This window comes from Phenylobacterium sp., assembly GCF_030693625.1.
GTDB classification, from domain to species: Bacteria; Pseudomonadota; Alphaproteobacteria; order Caulobacterales; family Caulobacteraceae; genus Phenylobacterium; species Phenylobacterium ferrooxidans.
On sequence record NZ_JAUYAF010000086.1, the window covers coordinates 1 to 14,794 of the forward strand.

Annotated in this window: 13 protein-coding genes; 5 read left to right on the forward strand and 8 right to left on the reverse strand. The window is 65.4% G+C overall.

Annotated elements, in window-relative coordinates; genetic code table 11:
* Window positions 1-82 precede the first annotated feature (82 nt).
* From Q8N10_RS21110 to Q8N10_RS19965, 4 genes are all read right to left on the reverse strand, one after another.
* Window positions 83-475, reverse strand: a complete 393-nt coding sequence (locus tag Q8N10_RS21110; protein WP_370690151.1) for a carboxylesterase family protein — start codon at window positions 473-475, stop codon at window positions 83-85.
* 194 nt (window positions 476-669) lie between these two features.
* Window positions 670-3,978, reverse strand: coding sequence for a TonB-dependent receptor (locus tag Q8N10_RS19955; RefSeq protein ID WP_304774303.1), 3,309 nt, complete (start codon window positions 3,976-3,978; stop codon window positions 670-672).
* Window positions 3,979-4,104: 126 nt separating this feature from the next.
* A complete protein-coding gene (locus Q8N10_RS19960; RefSeq protein ID WP_304774305.1) occupies window positions 4,105-5,067 on the reverse strand; it encodes a FecR family protein in 963 nt (320 codons plus the stop codon).
* The gene (locus Q8N10_RS19965; RefSeq protein WP_304774307.1) at window positions 5,036-5,410 is read right to left on the reverse strand and encodes an RNA polymerase sigma factor; all 375 of its coding nucleotides are present in this window, start codon (window positions 5,408-5,410) and stop codon (window positions 5,036-5,038) included. The genes Q8N10_RS19960 and Q8N10_RS19965 overlap by 32 nt, the downstream gene beginning before the upstream one ends.
* 782 nt (window positions 5,411-6,192) lie before the next feature.
* On the opposite strand from Q8N10_RS19965, the gene Q8N10_RS19970 reads away from it, so the two are divergent.
* The 3 genes from Q8N10_RS19970 to gatA all read left to right on the forward strand — a co-directional run bounded on the left by Q8N10_RS19970 (window position 6,193) and on the right by gatA (window position 10,298).
* Window positions 6,193-8,454, forward strand: coding sequence for an ATP-binding protein (locus Q8N10_RS19970; protein ID WP_304774308.1), 2,262 nt, complete (start codon window positions 6,193-6,195; stop codon window positions 8,452-8,454).
* A 79-nt stretch (window positions 8,455-8,533) separates the two neighbouring features.
* Window positions 8,534-8,821: an Asp-tRNA(Asn)/Glu-tRNA(Gln) amidotransferase subunit GatC gene (gatC, locus tag Q8N10_RS19975; RefSeq protein WP_304774309.1), complete on the forward strand. Its 288-nt coding sequence runs from the start codon at window positions 8,534-8,536 to the stop codon at window positions 8,819-8,821.
* Between the two features lie 4 nt (window positions 8,822-8,825).
* The gene (gene gatA, locus Q8N10_RS19980; protein WP_304774311.1) at window positions 8,826-10,298 is read left to right on the forward strand and encodes an Asp-tRNA(Asn)/Glu-tRNA(Gln) amidotransferase subunit GatA; all 1,473 of its coding nucleotides are present in this window, start codon (window positions 8,826-8,828) and stop codon (window positions 10,296-10,298) included.
* Between the two features lie 56 nt (window positions 10,299-10,354).
* Here gatA and Q8N10_RS19985 read toward each other — a convergent pair whose 3' ends face one another.
* Window positions 10,355-10,660, reverse strand: a complete 306-nt coding sequence (locus Q8N10_RS19985; RefSeq protein WP_304774313.1) for a hypothetical protein — start codon at window positions 10,658-10,660, stop codon at window positions 10,355-10,357.
* Window positions 10,661-10,769: 109 nt separating this feature from the next.
* Here Q8N10_RS19985 and gatB point away from each other — a divergent pair, with 109 nt between their 5' ends.
* A complete protein-coding gene (gene gatB / locus Q8N10_RS19990; RefSeq protein ID WP_304774315.1) occupies window positions 10,770-12,266 on the forward strand; it encodes an Asp-tRNA(Asn)/Glu-tRNA(Gln) amidotransferase subunit GatB in 1,497 nt (498 codons plus the stop codon).
* A gap of 67 nt (window positions 12,267-12,333) precedes the next feature.
* Here gatB and Q8N10_RS19995 read toward each other — a convergent pair whose 3' ends face one another.
* Window positions 12,334-12,765, reverse strand: a complete 432-nt coding sequence (locus Q8N10_RS19995; protein ID WP_304774317.1) for an RcnB family protein — start codon at window positions 12,763-12,765, stop codon at window positions 12,334-12,336.
* Window positions 12,766-12,885: 120 nt separating this feature from the next.
* Window positions 12,886-13,380, reverse strand: a complete 495-nt coding sequence (locus tag Q8N10_RS20000) for a hypothetical protein (RefSeq protein WP_304774319.1) — start codon at window positions 13,378-13,380, stop codon at window positions 12,886-12,888.
* 340 nt (window positions 13,381-13,720) lie between these two features.
* On the opposite strand from Q8N10_RS20000, the gene Q8N10_RS20005 reads away from it, so the two are divergent.
* Entirely contained in the window at window positions 13,721-13,990 is a 270-nt protein-coding gene (locus tag Q8N10_RS20005) for a sel1 repeat family protein (protein ID WP_304774321.1), read from the forward strand.
* Between the two features lie 51 nt (window positions 13,991-14,041).
* Here the strand turns inward: Q8N10_RS20005 and Q8N10_RS20010 are convergent, their stop codons facing one another.
* Window positions 14,042-14,749 (reverse strand): polysaccharide biosynthesis/export family protein, encoded by a 708-nt coding sequence (locus Q8N10_RS20010; RefSeq protein WP_304774323.1) that lies wholly within the window; start codon window positions 14,747-14,749, stop codon window positions 14,042-14,044.
* Window positions 14,750-14,794 lie beyond the last annotated feature (45 nt).

Here is a 14,794-nt window from a genome sequence, read left to right on the forward strand (position 1 = left end):
GCGCCGATCACACGCTCACGAAGATCAACTGACAGCGCCTTGCTCATAGGTGCCAGCCTCCGTCACCAGCACAGAGCTTGAATCAGAATCCGCGGTCCCTGGGAATCCCCAACGATTCAATCAGGTCGCAGAATGCTCTAGCTGCCAAGCTGGGCGGCCCGTTCTGGGAGGCGGCCGGGCCGAAAGCGAAGGCGCTGCGCACACCGCGCCAAGGCGGAGCTGGACGAGGCGGACGGAAGCGCCCGCCGTTGGCGGTCGAGGCTCCATAGGGCACGCCCTTGAACGTCGCCACGCCCTGGTCGATCTGACCTTGCAGTCGTCCCCCCTGAGTTTCGACGATGGGTCCTGGCGCATCGGACTGTGCATGCGCGACACCGCTCCACGAAGCCGATGCTACGCCTAGCAGACCGGAGGCGACCGTCCTTCGATCCCAAAGGGCTGGCAGGGTCCCATTCTCGATTAATCTCCGTGTCACGCTGGTCCTCCAGAAATTCCATCGCGCTCAGCGCCATCGTGGCAGGTGAGGGTCGCTTGCGGTCCGCCAGAAGGGGCCGCCCCGGGCTCATCTGCGGCCTCAAAAGCGAACAGGAGCGGCGGTCGAAGTAACGTCATTCAAAACCCGCCAACGACAAGGAACGGGGGCGCCGCCTCACGCACGCCCCCTCCTCGTCAAAACCCCTTGCTGATGTGCACCGACCAGTAGCGAGGGACCGGATTGTACAGCGACCCAACGAAGGCCCCTGGGGAAACAAAGGGAGGGGCGGAGAATGGGGGGTCCTTGTCGAAGACGTTGCGGACCCCGAGCCTCACCGTTGTGTTCGCCTCAAGGCCAGCGCCCGGGAAGCGGTATTGCAAGTAGACATTGCTTACGTAGTGATTATCGACGCGGAATGGAGCACCTTGAGCGCTGAGAACCGAGGGTTGGTAGGTCTCTCCCGTGTACTGAGTGAACCAGCCAAACGCCCAATTCCCGCGATCCAATGTCGCCGAAATTGAATATTTCCACTCGGGACGACCATCTTTCGCTACCAAGTCTAAGGCGTTTGCAACAGGCACTCCACTATTGATGACTCCAGCAGCCTTGGCCTCAACTAGGCGCTGTTGATCATCCGATGGAGCCTGAAAATACTTTCGGAGATTGGAGGCGTTTGCGGTGACCGAAAGCACGCCCCCGCTGAAAGCTTTGCGATAGGTTGCGGTATAGTCGATGCCGCCGACCTCAAGAGGGAGCAAGTTCTGGAAGCGCGAATCGACGGACGTCACGTCCCCGACCGGCGTCAGGCCAGTGCCTGCGAAGTTACTGACTTGCTGTGCGGTCGGCGCCGCCCGGGTGACCAACGGGTTCGACCCGCCCCCCAGACGGGCGAGATAGTCGAGGTTGATCGCCACGTCCTCAGTGAGCGTACCGACGATGCCTTCCTGCTGGATGTTCCATTTATCGACCGTGAAGGTGATCTCTCCCAGCTCCTCCGGCAGGAACCGCGGCGAGAACACAAGACCATAGGAATAGCTCTCGGACTCCTCCGGCTTTAGGTCGCGGTTCCCCTGGACAAGCCCGGTCACGAAGTAAGCGCGTGTGCACTGGGCGAAATTGGCGATCCGCCCTGCCCGCAGGTCCGCTTCGCACTGGATGAAGTCTCTACGACTGTTGGAACGCTCAAGAACCGCCGTGTTCAGCACCTCAAGGTTTGGCGCCTTGAATCCCTGCGACCAGGACCCGCGTAGCCTTAGGCCGTCGAAGACATCCCACGAGCCCGCAATCTTTGGCTTCGCAACGGACCCGACGTCGCTGTAGTTCTCAAACCGACCCGCAAACTGCAGATTGACGCTTCGCATGAGCGGGATGTTCCAGTCAGGCGAGATAATCGGCAGAGCGAACTCAACGAAGGCTGAGGCTACCTCCCGGCTACCCTTTACGTCTGGCGAGGGGCTGGCGAGCATCAGGTCGCTGCCGTAAAGAATTCCGGTTACACTGTCCCGATAGGTAATTGCACCATCTTGCCGGGGGTCGCGATCATCTTCATAAGTATCGCGTCGGTATTCTACGCCTGCGGCGACTCCAACATCTCCCGACCAAATCGTCAGAAGGTCAGGCCGCGAAACATTAAAATCAATCAGTGCTAGCGTCGTCGTGTTCTTACGCTTCGATTTGACCAGGAAAGTGTCGAGCGTCGAACGAGCATTTGGCGTGCCGTCACCGATTGAAAGATTGGTCGGATTGCCGCCGTTGAACGGATTGTAGGCTGTCGCGTCAGTCCGGTTCAGCGCCTGCTGGAAAAGTGTGTTGCTGACCGCGTCCGAAATATCCGTGACGCTGGCTTCCGTGTAGAGCGCCGCGCTCTCCCATTTCCAGCCCGATGTGCGCCCCCGAAGGCCGACTAGAAAGCGAAGTTGGTCGTTATCGACGTCGACCTTGCGTGGCCCTGTGTCGATCAGGGCGTAGGTCGTCATGCGAATTGGCAGGCCAGCCGCGGGTGTGTTGAGGCCCGGCAGCCGGTTGGGAGAACTGATGGGCCCGAACGGATTCCAAAAGGCGTTCGCCGCGATGGTCATCGGCGCTGAACTCAACGGCGCCGGGGGCGTGATCCTCGAATGGGTTGAGGCTGCGTAGTAGCCAAGTTCAGAGAAAGCCGTGACGTTCTCTGTCAGGTCAAAATTGAGGTAGGCGAACGCATTGATGCGATCAACGCTGGGAAGGATCGTGAGATCCTTAAACGACATCGGCGAGTCGAGCCGCAGCTGAGAGAACTGCGGCGAAGTGATCGCTCCGGGACCGAGGCACACCGGGCCGCCCGTCTGCAGGCAGCCCGCGAACGCGGGCGGCTGGACCAGGAAAGCCCCCGAAGCGTCGGTCACACTGACGCCATTGCTGGTAATGGTTCCCGGGCCGCCCAGCACGGAGAAGGATCCCCAAGCGGTGGCGTTGGAGCGTATGTCAAATGCCGCCGTCGATGCCCACGCAGTGCCGGCGACTAGTGGGCGGAAGTCGCCCGTGCGCGTGAAGCTCTGAGCGTCAGCGTTGACCGCAGTGCGCGTGGCGCCGCTCAGAAACACGGAGAGGTTTCCGCGGTCGCCGGCGAAGTTCGTCCCGAAGGAAATATCTCCAGTCCACTCTTTGAGGTCGGCGCCCGGCGCATAGCCGTACTGGATGCCCATCTCGAGCCCGGTGACGTCCCGCCGCAGGATATTGTTTACGACGCCCGCGACTGCGTCCGACCCGTAAATCGCCGAGGCGCCGTCCTTGAGCACCTCGACCCTGGCGAGACCAGGCACCGGCACCGTGTTGACGTTGTAACCGAAGACTGGTGTCGAGAGGTCCGTCTGCGAAGTCGGATGGACGACCGTACGCCGTCCGTTGATCAAGAGAAGGGTATTGCCTTGGGGCAATCCGCGAAGGCTCACGGTTGAAACGTCGCCACGCGCCAAATTCTGGCTGCCCGCGCCGCCGAACTGGGGTGTAAAGCTGATATCCCCGGCTTCTGGCATCGCCCGGAACAATTCGTCGGCGGACACGGCGCCCGTCGCGAGTATCTTGTCCTGATCCAGGATAGCGACCGGCAGCGCACCTGTAATCTTGGCGCCCGCGATCTGCGAACCGGTTACGACGACTTCCTCCACCTCGGTGGGTTTCGAAGTGCTGGAGATTGGCGCGTCGCTTTGGACATAAGCGGCATTCACGAGTTGAGCGCCCGGTGCAGAGGCTCGAACAAGCGTCCAGGTTTGCGATCCAGTCGGTTGCGCGGTGAGCCCAGTACCAGAGAGCAAGAGCCGAAGGGCCTCAGTCACCGAGAACGCGCCGCGGACATCGTTGGTCCGTCGGCCTTGCGCGTCGGCAGCGGAAATCAAAAGCTGGACATCGGCCTGACGCGCGAAGGCAGCTACGCCTGTGGCTGCGGGTTGCGCCGGAACGTCGAACGACTTTGTCTGAGCCCAAGCGGCGTCTGCGCTAGCGAAAGCAACCATCGCGACCGAGGCCATCAACCCGCCGCGAAAATACGAAACTCCACCACCCATCGTCGCCCCCTAGGTATCTATTGAGCGCTCACCGGCGCTTCATTCAATAGATGGTTGGCAGGGCAGTTTCCTTTTGCGCCGGCGACAGTTTTATCCTGGAGTTGATCCGATGATGATCTGCCCAGGCTCGTCGATACCTACCTGTGCTCCCAGGCTATGTCGTACGGCAATCGCAAACCCAAGCGGATCGTCAGTCCTGAAGAGTCCATAGAAGCGTTGGTTTGCCAGCGCGCGATTCGCGATGACCAATTTCCGTACGTTGTAGCGGTTGAACTCGGCAGCAGCTTCGGCGAGCGTCTCGCCAGCCAAGTCAATCTTGCCAGACCGCCAGGCAAGCTGCCGATCAATCTCCGAGGGGCCTGCAACACGCTCGGCGATCGCCGCGTTTTCAGCGACGAAAACGGACTGGCCGGCAGAGAGCCTGACGCGGTGGCCCTCAGCGCCTTTGACCCAGGTCTCGACCACCCCCTCGCTGACAAGGATCTCAGCGCCATCTTCACGGCGTTTTACCGCAAATGCGGTCCCGACCGCCTGAACGCGTACCGCGCCGGCCTCTACCAGGAAGGGGCGCTCCGGGTTCTTGGCCACCTGAAACCAGGCTTCACCCCGAGCCAGTTTCACAAGTCGGACGTTCGGCTTGAGGTCGACCTCGACCGAGCTCTGGGTGTTGATGGCGGCCGTTGAGCCGTCCTTCAGCGGAATACGCCGAATCTCGCCGACCGCCGTCCGATACTGTTCACGCGGCAATGCGACATAGCCAGCGCCTGCGAGGCACGCAGCAAGCGCCGCGCCCCCTCCAGCCACTAGAGAGCGCCGTGCAACTCCACGCCTCTGAATATGTTCCAGAGGCAGGTCGCCAGCCATTTGGCTGCCACGGTCGAGCATCGCCCAACTTGCTTCTGCAAGCAGGAGCGCGCCCTGCCGACGAGTGTCGCCGGAGAGCCATTCCGCGAGCGCCGCCTCTATCGCCGGCGTGCGCTCCTCACGATCAAGGCGCCACACCCAACGGGCGGCTTCCTCCTCAATCTCGTCTGCGGTTTCGCGCCGGTTCATCACTCACTTTCCTCCGCCCGACAGCCGGGCCTTCGTCCTCCCTCAGCGCCTTCATGATGAGGCGCATGCCTTTCACCCCCTCGTTCTCCACCGTCGCTTCCGTTACTCCCAACATCCGCGCGATCTCGCGCTGCGGGACGCCATGGATCTTCCGAAGCTCGAATATACGTCGGCACCGGTCGGGCAAATTTTCGATCAGTCGTTGGACCTTCGCCAGCTCGCGCCGGGCCGCGGTGATCCGCTCCGGCGACGGCTCTTCCGAATAGACGGACAGCACGTCAATCTCTGCAACTGTCTCGATCCGTACGATGCGAGAGCGGCGGATTTGCGCCGCGAGCAGCATTCGGACCGTCTGGAAGAATTAGGCGCCGGGATTTAAGATGTGATCCACGGATTCTAAGGCCGACAGCTTGCAGTAAGCTTCCTGGATAAGGTCGTCGATATCTTCTTGAGAGACAAAGGAACGTCGGAGCCAGGCTCGAGCACCAGGCTCGGAGGGCATTACATGCGTCCCCACCCAAGCCACGATCCTGCTGCGGTTCTCACTCATCGCTCAGCTGGCGCCACAATGCCCTCCAATAGACGTAAGATGCACGAGGCCGAACGTTCCTTAGGTCGACTGCCTTGGTAAGGCCAACAAGCTTGCGGCTAAGGAACAGCTCAACGGCGATCCCGACGTCGGGACCCGCCAGTAGGCGGACGAGTGGGGCAACAATCTCCGTATAAAGCTCTCCCCATGATGGAGTTCAACCGAGCGTCTCGAATGCCGATATATGCTGCGCGCGAACGCGCTCGCCCATGCGGCGGTAGCCATTCTCAAGTTCGGCTATGGGTCCATTCTGCCCGTTGGCGTCCGGGTCAACAAGCGGACGTTGGCATCCGGTCCCGGGGAGCAGACATTCGGAACGGGCGAGATGAGCCCAACTCAGCCCTTGAGTGGGCCTCGGTCTCGGCTGACTGCCCGTCTCGCTCAGTGTTCCCGTTCGCGCCATCGCCCCCACCCACCCCCACCGCGACGTCCTGCCGCACCCTGTTCGAACAGTGTTCACCCGACCTTAGAACCTCTCGGCTAGTCATCGCTCCACTTCAGGTGGCGTCGGCCACCTCCGGGGATGACCGACGGGAATGCCGAAGCTTCCGAACCTGGCCGGGATGCTCCAGCGCGGCGCCAGCCTGCGCGCGCCCCGGTTCACCCGCCTGCGCACCAAGCTGACCGTGCTCTATGCCGGGCTGTTCGTCGCCATCCTCTTCGTCATCCTCTCGGCGGTCTACGCCGCCGTCGCCCGCAACGCCGAGCGCATCGTCCGCGACGAGCTGGCGGTCAGCGGCCTGGTCTTCGACCGCATCTGGGCCCTGCGCTCCCGCGAGCTGGAGAGCGGCGCCAATGTCCTGGCCCGCGACTTCGGCTTCCGCGCCGCCGTGGCCACCCAGGACGCGGCCACCATCCAGTCGGCCCTGGACAACCTGCGCACCCGGCTGGGCATCGACGCGGCCTTCGTCGTGGGACTGGATGGCCGGGTGCTCACCGCCTCCAGCACGTCGCGGGCCCGTCCCAGGGAAGCCGTGCTGCAAGCCATCGCCGCCCGGGACACCGCCTCGGGGGTCTTCGTCATGGCTGGCGTCCCCTATGAGGCGGTCTCCGCCCCCATCCTGACCCCCATGCTCAGCGGCTGGGTGGTGTTCGCCGTCCGCCTGGACCAGGCCGAGATGAAGGCCCTGGAGCAGCTCTCCGCCATCCCCCTGCAGCCGGTGGTCCTGGTGCGCGGCGTCGACGGCGGCTGGAAGGCCAACACCTGGGCGGTTTCCACCGCCGAGCTGGAGGCGGTGGGCGCCTTCCTCGACGCGCCGAAATCCGAGCGCCAGGCCGCTGTCACCCGCATCGGCCCAGCCGTGGCGGTGATCAAGCCCCTGACCGCCATCGCCCAGGACCGGGTGGTCCTGCTGCTACGCTATCCGCTGGCCCGCGCGCTGGAGCCCTACAACTGGCTGCTGGGCGCCATGCTGCTGTTGGCCTTGCTGGGGGTCGGCGTGATCGCCGCCGGCAGCTGGGCCCTGGCCCGCAACGTCACCCGGCCCCTGCTGGCCCTGCGCGACGCCGCCGAACGGCTGGAGCGCGGGCAGGACGTTCAGGTCGAGGCCGCCGGAACCGACGAGATCGGCTCCCTGGAGCGCAGCTTCAACGCCATGGCCCAGGGAATCCGCGAACGCGAACGCGCCTTGAAGGTCTCGACCGAGAGGGCGCAGGCCGCCAACCGCGCCAAGAGCGAATTCCTCTCCAACATAAGCCACGAGATCCGCACCCCCCTGAACGGCATCCTGGGCATGGCGCAGATCATGGCGCGCGAGCCCGCCGACGCCGCCCACGCCCAGCGCCTGACGGTGATCCGCGAGTCCGGCGAGGCCCTGCTGAAGATCCTCAACAGCGTTCTGGAGATCTCCAAGCCCGACAAGGCCGCCCTGGAGGTCGCCGACTTCGATCTCGCCGCCGTGGTTCGCAAGGCCTGCAAGGCCGAGAGCGCGGCGGCGGCGGCCAAGGGGCTCAGCTTCGACATCGCCGTGGCCGCCGAGAGCCAGGGCCGCTGGCGCGGCGACGCCGGGCGTCTGGCCCAGGTGCTGGCCAACCTGGTCTCCAACGCCGTGAAGTTCACCCCGGCCGGCGGGGTCACCGTCGCCGTGGACCACGCGGAGACGACCGTCCGGTTCCGGGTCGCTGACACCGGTGTCGGCATCCCGGCCAAGTGGATCGAGGAGGTCTTCGAGGCCTTCAGCCAGGTGGACGCCTCGGCCACGCGGGCCACCGGCGGCGCCGGCCTGGGTCTTTCCGTCGCCCGCGAGATGGCCGCCTTGATGGGGGGGCGGATCACCGCCGCCAGCCAGGAGGGCAGGGGCTCTGTCTTCACCCTGGAGGTTCCGCTGGAGAAGCGGGCCGCCGCCACGTCCGCTCGCGAGGCCGCCGCCGACCTGGAGCCCGACGCCGACGCCCCGCCGCTGCGCGTCCTGGCGGCCGAGGACAACAAGACCAACCAGCTGATCCTGACCTCCCTGCTGGAGCCCTTCGGCGTCGATCTCACCATCGCCGAGAACGGGCGCGAGGCCGCCGAGCTGTTCGCGGCCGGCGGTTTCGACCTGGTGCTGATGGATATCCAGATGCCCGAGATGGGCGGAGTCGAGGCCACCCGGGCCATCCGCCAGGGCGAGGCCGAGCGCGGCGTCGCCCCCACCCCGATCGTCGCGGTCACCGCCAACGTCATGGCCGAGCAGGTGGCCGAGTATCTCGCCGTCGGCATGAGCGGCGTCGTGGCCAAGCCCATCGAGGCCGAAAAGCTGTTCGCCGCCATCGAGGCCGCCCTCGACGGCGCCTCCGAGGCCGCGGCCCAGGCCGCCTGAGGCGACTTCCGCACAGGGATCGCTTGTCAAAGGCGGGGCCGCACGGCTAACCCCTGCGTCGAACAATCAGGAGGCCCCCATGGCCATCGACGCGGCGACCGTCCGAAAGGTCGCCAGACTGGCCCGCATCGCCGAGCCCGAAGACCGCATCGAACCGCTGGCCAAGGAGCTCAGCGGCATCCTGGCCTGGATCGAACAGCTGGCCGAGGTCGACACCGACGGCGTGGAGCCGATGACCTCGGCCGTGGCCGTGGCCGCGCCGATGCGCGACGACGTGGTCAGCGACGGCGGCGACTCCGCCCGGGTGCTCTCCAACGCCCCCAGGACCGTGGGCGGCTTCTTCGTCGTCCCCAAGGTGGTCGAGTAAGATCATGTCCAACCTGACCTCCCTGACGCTGAAGGCCGCGCTCGCGGGCCTCGCCGACAAGTCCTTCTCCTCGGTCGAACTGACCCAGGCCCACGTCGACGCCGTGGCCGCCGCCAGGCCGCTGAACGCCTACATCCTCGAGGCGCCCGAGAAGGCCCTCGACATGGCCGCCGCCTCCGACGCCCGCCGGGCCAAGGGGGAGGCCGGCGCCCTGGACGGCGCGCCGCTCGGTATCAAGGACCTGTTCTGCACGGAGGGCGTGCGCACCACGGCTTGCTCCAACATCCTGGGCAACTTCATCCCCACCTACGAATCCACCATCACCAGCCAGTTGTGGCGGGATGGGGCGGTGATGCTGGGCAAGCTCAACCTGGATGAGTTCGCCATGGGCTCCTCCAATGAAACCAGCGCCTTCGGGCCGGTGGTCAATCCCTGGCGCGCCGAGGGATCCAACGCCAAGCTGACCCCCGGCGGCTCGTCGGGCGGATCGGCCACGGCCGTCGCCGCCGACCTCTGCCTGGGGGCCACGGCCACTGACACCGGTGGCAGTATCCGCCAGCCCGCCGCCTTCACCGGCACGGTGGGGATCAAGCCGACCTATGGCCGCTGTTCGCGCTGGGGCGTGGTGGCCTTCGCCTCGTCCCTGGACCAGGCCGGCCCCATCGCCAAGACGGTGGAAGACGCCGCCATCCTGCTGAAGTCCATGTCCGGCCACGACGCCAAGGACTCGACCAGCCTGGACATCGAAGTCCCTGATTTCCCGAGCTTTGTCGGCAAGTCGGTGAAGGGGCTGCGGATCGGTATCCCCAAGGAATACCGGGTCGACGGCATGCCCGCCGAAATCGAAAAGCTCTGGGAACAGGGCATCGCCTGGCTGAAGGACGCCGGCTGCGAGATCGTCGAGGTCTCCTTGCCGCACACCAAATACGCCCTGCCGGCCTATTACATCGTGGCGCCCGCCGAGGCGTCCTCGAACCTCGCCCGCTATGACGGCATGCGCTACGGCCTGCGGGTCGATGGCGCCAACCTCACCGAGACCTATGAAAAGACCCGCGCCGCGGGCTTCGGGACCGAGGTCAAGCGCCGCATCATGATCGGCACCTATGTGCTCTCGGCCGGCTATTACGACGCCTATTACGTCAAGGCGCTCAAGGTGCGGCGCCGCATCGCCGACGACTTCGACCAGGCCTTCCAGAAGGTCGACGCCCTGCTGACGCCAACCGCGCCGTCCGCCGCCTTCGCGCTTGGCGAGAACGCCGACGATCCCGTCGCCATGTACCTCAACGACATCTTCACGGTGACAGTGAACCTGGCGGGCCTGCCCGGCATGAGCATCCCGGCCGGCCTCGACCACAAGGGCCTGCCCCTGGGCCTCCAGCTGATCGGCAAGGCGCTGGACGAGGGAACCCTGTTCTCCCTCGGCGGAGCCCTTGAAAAGGCTGCAGATTTCCGCGCCAAGCCCACCCGCTGGTGGTGACAAAAAAGGCCCCCGCCGTCGCCGGCGGGGGCCCCTGATCTAGTTCAGAAACCTGCCTACTTCGGCAGAGCGTCCAGGTCGGCCTGAACCTTCTTGATGATCTCGTCGGTCACGGCGCCCTGGCTCATCGGCGCGACCTGGGTCAGCGTCATGGCCTTGAACTGCTCATAGGCTTCATGGGTGCTGATGCCCGGGATGTTCTTTTCCAGCACCGCCTTGGCGGCCGGGTTGGCCACCAGGGTTTCGATCGGCGTGGAGTCGGTGGAAAGCGCGGCGGCGGCTTGCGCCATGGCCGGAGCGGCGGCCATCAGGCCGAACGAAAGCGACAGGCCGACGAGGCCGGCGGCGAGGGTCTTCTTCATGGTGGGTTCCCTTCCCCGAGGGGGTGTTTTTACGCTGTCAGCAAAGCTGCAAAATCGCCGCCCGCGCAAGGTGCTTTCGCTGGCGCGTCGCCCGGTTTAGGAAAGCGTCATGACTGACACCTCCAAGCTGATCGTAGGCCGCACAGGCTCGTGGGAAATGGTTCTCGGGCTGGAGATCCACGCCCAGGTGGCCTCCAAGGCCAAGCTGTTCTCCGGCGCGGCGGTCGGCTTCGGCGCCGGCCCCAACGAGCAGGTGAGCCTGGTGGACGCCGCCATGCCGGGCATGCTGCCGGTGATCAACCGCTTCTGCGTCGAGCAGGCGGTGAAGACCGGCCTTGGCCTGAAGGCCCAGATCAATCTGCGCTCCAGCTTCGACCGCAAGAACTACTTCTATCCCGACCTGCCGCAAGGCTATCAGATCAGCCAGTTCAAGGACCCCGTCGTGGGGGAGGGCGAGGTCATCGTCGAGCACGACGACGGCTCCACCTTCACGGTGCGCATCGAGCGCCTGCACCTCGAGCAGGACGCGGGCAAGTCGCTGCACGACCAGGACCCGAACGCCACCTATGTCGACCTGAACCGCGCCGGCACCGCCCTGATGGAGATCGTCTCCAAGCCCGACATGCGCTCGTCGGCCGAGGCCGCGGCCTATGTGAAGAAGGTCCGCACCATCCTGGTCTATCTCGGCACCTGCGACGGCGACATGGAGAAGGGCAACCTGCGCGCCGACGTCAACGTCTCGGTCTGCCGCCCCGGCGCCTACGAGAAGTTCCGCGAGACCGGCGACTTCAGCCACCTGGGCACGCGCTGCGAAATCAAGAACGTCAATTCCTATCGCTACATCCAGCAGGCTATCGAGTACGAGGCCCGCCGCCAGATCGAAATCATCGAGGATGGCGGCAAGGTGGTCCAGGAGACCCGGCTGTTTGATCCCAGCAAGATCGAGACCCGCTCGATGCGTTCGAAGGAAGAGGCGCACGACTATCGCTACTTCCCCGACCCCGATCTCCTTCCCCTGGTTCTCGACCCGGCCTGGGTCAAGCGGATCGAGGACTCCCTGCCGGAACTGCCGGACGCCAAGAAGGCGCGCCTGCAAAGCCAGTACGGCCTTTCGGCCTATGACGCCGGCGTGCTGATCACCGAGCAGGCGCGGGCTGACTTCTTCGAGGAGGCCGCCAAGGGCCGCGACGCCAAGCTGACCTCCAACTGGGTGACCAACGAGCTGGCCGCCCGGCTGACCGGGTCTGGTCAGGACATCGAGGACAGCCCGCTGAAGCCCGCAGACATCGCCGAGCTGGTGGCCCTGATCGAGGAGGGGGTCATCTCCTCCAAGATCGCCAAGGACGTCTTCGACCGTATGTGGGCTGGCGAGGGCGGCGCGCGCGCCATCGTCGAGAAGCAAGGCCTGCAGCAGGTCTCCGACACCGGCGCCCTGGAGAAGATCATCGAAGACCTAATCGCCGCCAATCCGGGCCAGGCGGCCGCGGTGGTCGAAAAGCCCCAGGCCGTTGGCTGGTTCGTGGGCCAGGTGATGAAGGCCACCGGTGGCAAGGCCAATCCGGGCACGGTCAACCAACTGCTGAAGGCGAAGCTCGGCCTCGAATAGCGCCGGCGCATGAGAAAGGCCCCGGAGCCTGAGCTCCGGGGCCTTCTGAGGCCAGGCCGAGGCCGGTCTAATTGTTGTTGATGATCTCGAAGATGATGCCGGTGGCGATGGCCGCCAGCACATAGTCATTGCCGGCGCGGTACCAGGCGTAGCCGCGCGGCGGCTGGCGCAGGCGATGGCGGCCGTAGTCGTACATCGGATAGCCGCGGTAGTAGGCCGGCAGCGGCGCCCCACGCCGCCACTGGCTATAGCCCGGGCGGTAGTAGGGGTTGCCGTAATAGGCCTGGGGCGGCGGACCGTAGTTCCAGCGGTCGCCATAATAGTAGCCGTTGTGACGGCCACGATCCCAGTCGCGGCGGTCGTAGCGGTCAGGACCGCGATAGTCTCTGCGGTCACGATGGTCGCGGTAGTAGCCCTGCGCCTGGGCCGATGTGGCGGTGGCGGCCATGGGGCCCGCAACGGCCGCGACGGCGGCCAGGCTCAAGATCAGACGCTTCACGTCGACGTCTCCTTCACCACGCCCATACGGGCGAACATCCCTCGATATTTACCATGTCGGGATCCGCCTGAACCGGGGCTGAACGCGACCTGCGAGGAACGCCCGCGCGCGGGCCACGGTTCAGGGGAAGGTGACGATCCGCAGGACCTCGCCGGAGGAGGTGCTGGCCAGGATGTATTCGTTGCCGACCCGGTACCAGGCATAGCCCCGCTTGCGGGCCAGTCGGTTGTCGGTGACCATGTAGCCGCGGAAGTAGGGCGGCAGGATCAGGCCGGGCCGGAAGGTGCTGCGGCCCGGCTCGTACTGCTCGAAGTAGCCCATGTTGTTCTGTCCGCCGCCGGCGGGGGCGTAGTAAGCGCCGCCCACAGGCGGTGGCGGAGCGTAACCTTGGCGGTTGTCCTGATGCCCGCCATGATATCCGTGGCTGCGCTCGTCGTGCGGGTAGTTGTCGCGGCGCGCGCCGTAGTCATAGCAATCGCAGTATTCCTCGCGGCTCTGACGGGAATAGCTCGAACTGGAGCGGGAATCCCAGGACTGGGCCTGGGCTGCGGCGGACATCGCCAGGCCACCGGAAATCGCCGCCAGGGCGGTCATGCTCAAACCAAAACGCTTCACGCCGATCTCTCCCGGTCGAACCGCCCCGGGCGCGCAGCCAAGGGATGTGTTCCACAGGGCTACGCAATCTAAGCGCGGCTGTAAGCTCACTTCGCGCGGAGGGCGATGAAGGCTCGCGCCCGGCGGTAACCGGCGGCGAAGGCGCCCAATTTGGGTATACAGCGAACAGTGGAGGTTTCCTCGCGAGTAACGCCTGCGAATGCTGCGTTGATGTGCGGCCGAACAACGCAGTCTTTCAGTTTAACCATATGTTTAGTCGCTATCGACTTCTCTGGTGCCGTGAAGATCGGAGACACGCCCTCAGAACGGGGGATGGCCGGTCAGGAGAGGGAATTTAGTCATGCTTACGAGCGTGGAACCGGAAGGCGGCCTGCCGCTGCCGACCGCCGAAGCCTCCGGGGACGAACTGTTCCGCATGGGCCTGTTGTACTCGACCGGTCAGGGCGGTGCGCCGCTGGACTATGTCTCGGCCCACATGCTGTTCAACCTGGCGGCCATGCGCGGGTCGATGGAAGCCAAGATCTACCGCAAGGAACTGAGCCAGGAGATGGCCTCCGACGAGGTCGCCGAAGCCCAGCGTCAGGCGCGTGAGTGGCTGGCCCACGGCTAGACGCCCTGAGAGCCGTTCGACGCCGGCGCCCGCCGGCGTCGTTGACCGTGACTATTGGCCGGCCGCCTGCGCGCCGAGCGCGTAGCTGAATCCGAACTGGATCGGCGACAGGTCGCGGAAGTACTGCTGAACGAACAGGGCGGCGTTGGCCACGCCGCTGCGCGGCACGTAGACGATGTCGAACCGGCGCAGGGGCGCCAGGTCCGCGTTCGGATTTCGAAGGCCCTTGCCCAGCTTGACCGTCCGCATCATGCCCCGCCCGTCGGGTCCGCGCCGCAGGATGATCACGTCGTCCCGAGCCGCCGTCACCTTGAAGTCGCCGGCCTGGATCACCGCGCGCAGGGCGTCGGCGTCGCCCGCCATGTCGAAGATCCCCGGATTGCCCACCTCGCCGCCGACGAACACCTTCAGGGGCGCGGCCTTGGGGGTCACGTCCACCGCCGGCCGCAGCAGCAGGCTGGCATAGGCCTGTGACAGTGACCCTTGCAGTTCAGGCACGGTCCGGTCCGCGGCCATGACCGCGGGGATCAGGGGCAAGGAGATGCGCCCGTCGGGCTGCACCGTAACGGTCTTGTTCAACTCCGGGGCGGAGGGAAGGGCGACCTCGATCTCGTCGCCCGGATAGAAACGATAGGGCGGCTCGTAGTCGCTCCAGGTCGCATAGGGAATGTTGTTGAAGCCGCCGCCGTCCTCCCGCGCCTCCCGATCCCGGCGCGCCTCGCGGCTCTCTGGCTCGTCGATCCGTCCGAGCAGGTCCATGCGCGGGAGCCGGGCGCTGCAAGCGCTGAGCGCGAGGCTCGCGCA

What these genes read in the sequence shown, in the direction of transcription:
- Q8N10_RS19965 (WP_304774307.1), bottom strand. Translation starts at nt 5,410, where the DNA reads ATGCTGCTCGCGGCGCAAATCCGCCGCTCTCGCATCGTACGGATCGAG.
- Q8N10_RS19960 (WP_304774305.1), bottom strand. Translation starts at nt 5,067, where the DNA reads ATGAACCGGCGCGAAACCGCAGACGAGATTGAGGAGGAAGCCGCCCGT.
- gatA (WP_304774311.1), top strand. Translation starts at nt 8,826, where the DNA reads ATGTCCAACCTGACCTCCCTGACGCTGAAGGCCGCGCTCGCGGGCCTC.
- Q8N10_RS19985 (WP_304774313.1), bottom strand. Translation starts at nt 10,660, where the DNA reads ATGAAGAAGACCCTCGCCGCCGGCCTCGTCGGCCTGTCGCTTTCGTTC.
- Q8N10_RS19955 (WP_304774303.1), bottom strand. Translation starts at nt 3,978, where the DNA reads ATGGCCTCGGTCGCGATGGTTGCTTTCGCTAGCGCAGACGCCGCTTGG.
- gatB (WP_304774315.1), top strand. Translation starts at nt 10,770, where the DNA reads ATGACTGACACCTCCAAGCTGATCGTAGGCCGCACAGGCTCGTGGGAA.
- Q8N10_RS20010 (WP_304774323.1), bottom strand. Translation starts at nt 14,749, where the DNA reads ATGGACCTGCTCGGACGGATCGACGAGCCAGAGAGCCGCGAGGCGCGC.
- Q8N10_RS20005 (WP_304774321.1), top strand. Translation starts at nt 13,721, where the DNA reads ATGCTTACGAGCGTGGAACCGGAAGGCGGCCTGCCGCTGCCGACCGCC.
- gatC (WP_304774309.1), top strand. Translation starts at nt 8,534, where the DNA reads ATGGCCATCGACGCGGCGACCGTCCGAAAGGTCGCCAGACTGGCCCGC.
- Q8N10_RS19970 (WP_304774308.1), top strand. Translation starts at nt 6,193, where the DNA reads ATGCCGAAGCTTCCGAACCTGGCCGGGATGCTCCAGCGCGGCGCCAGC.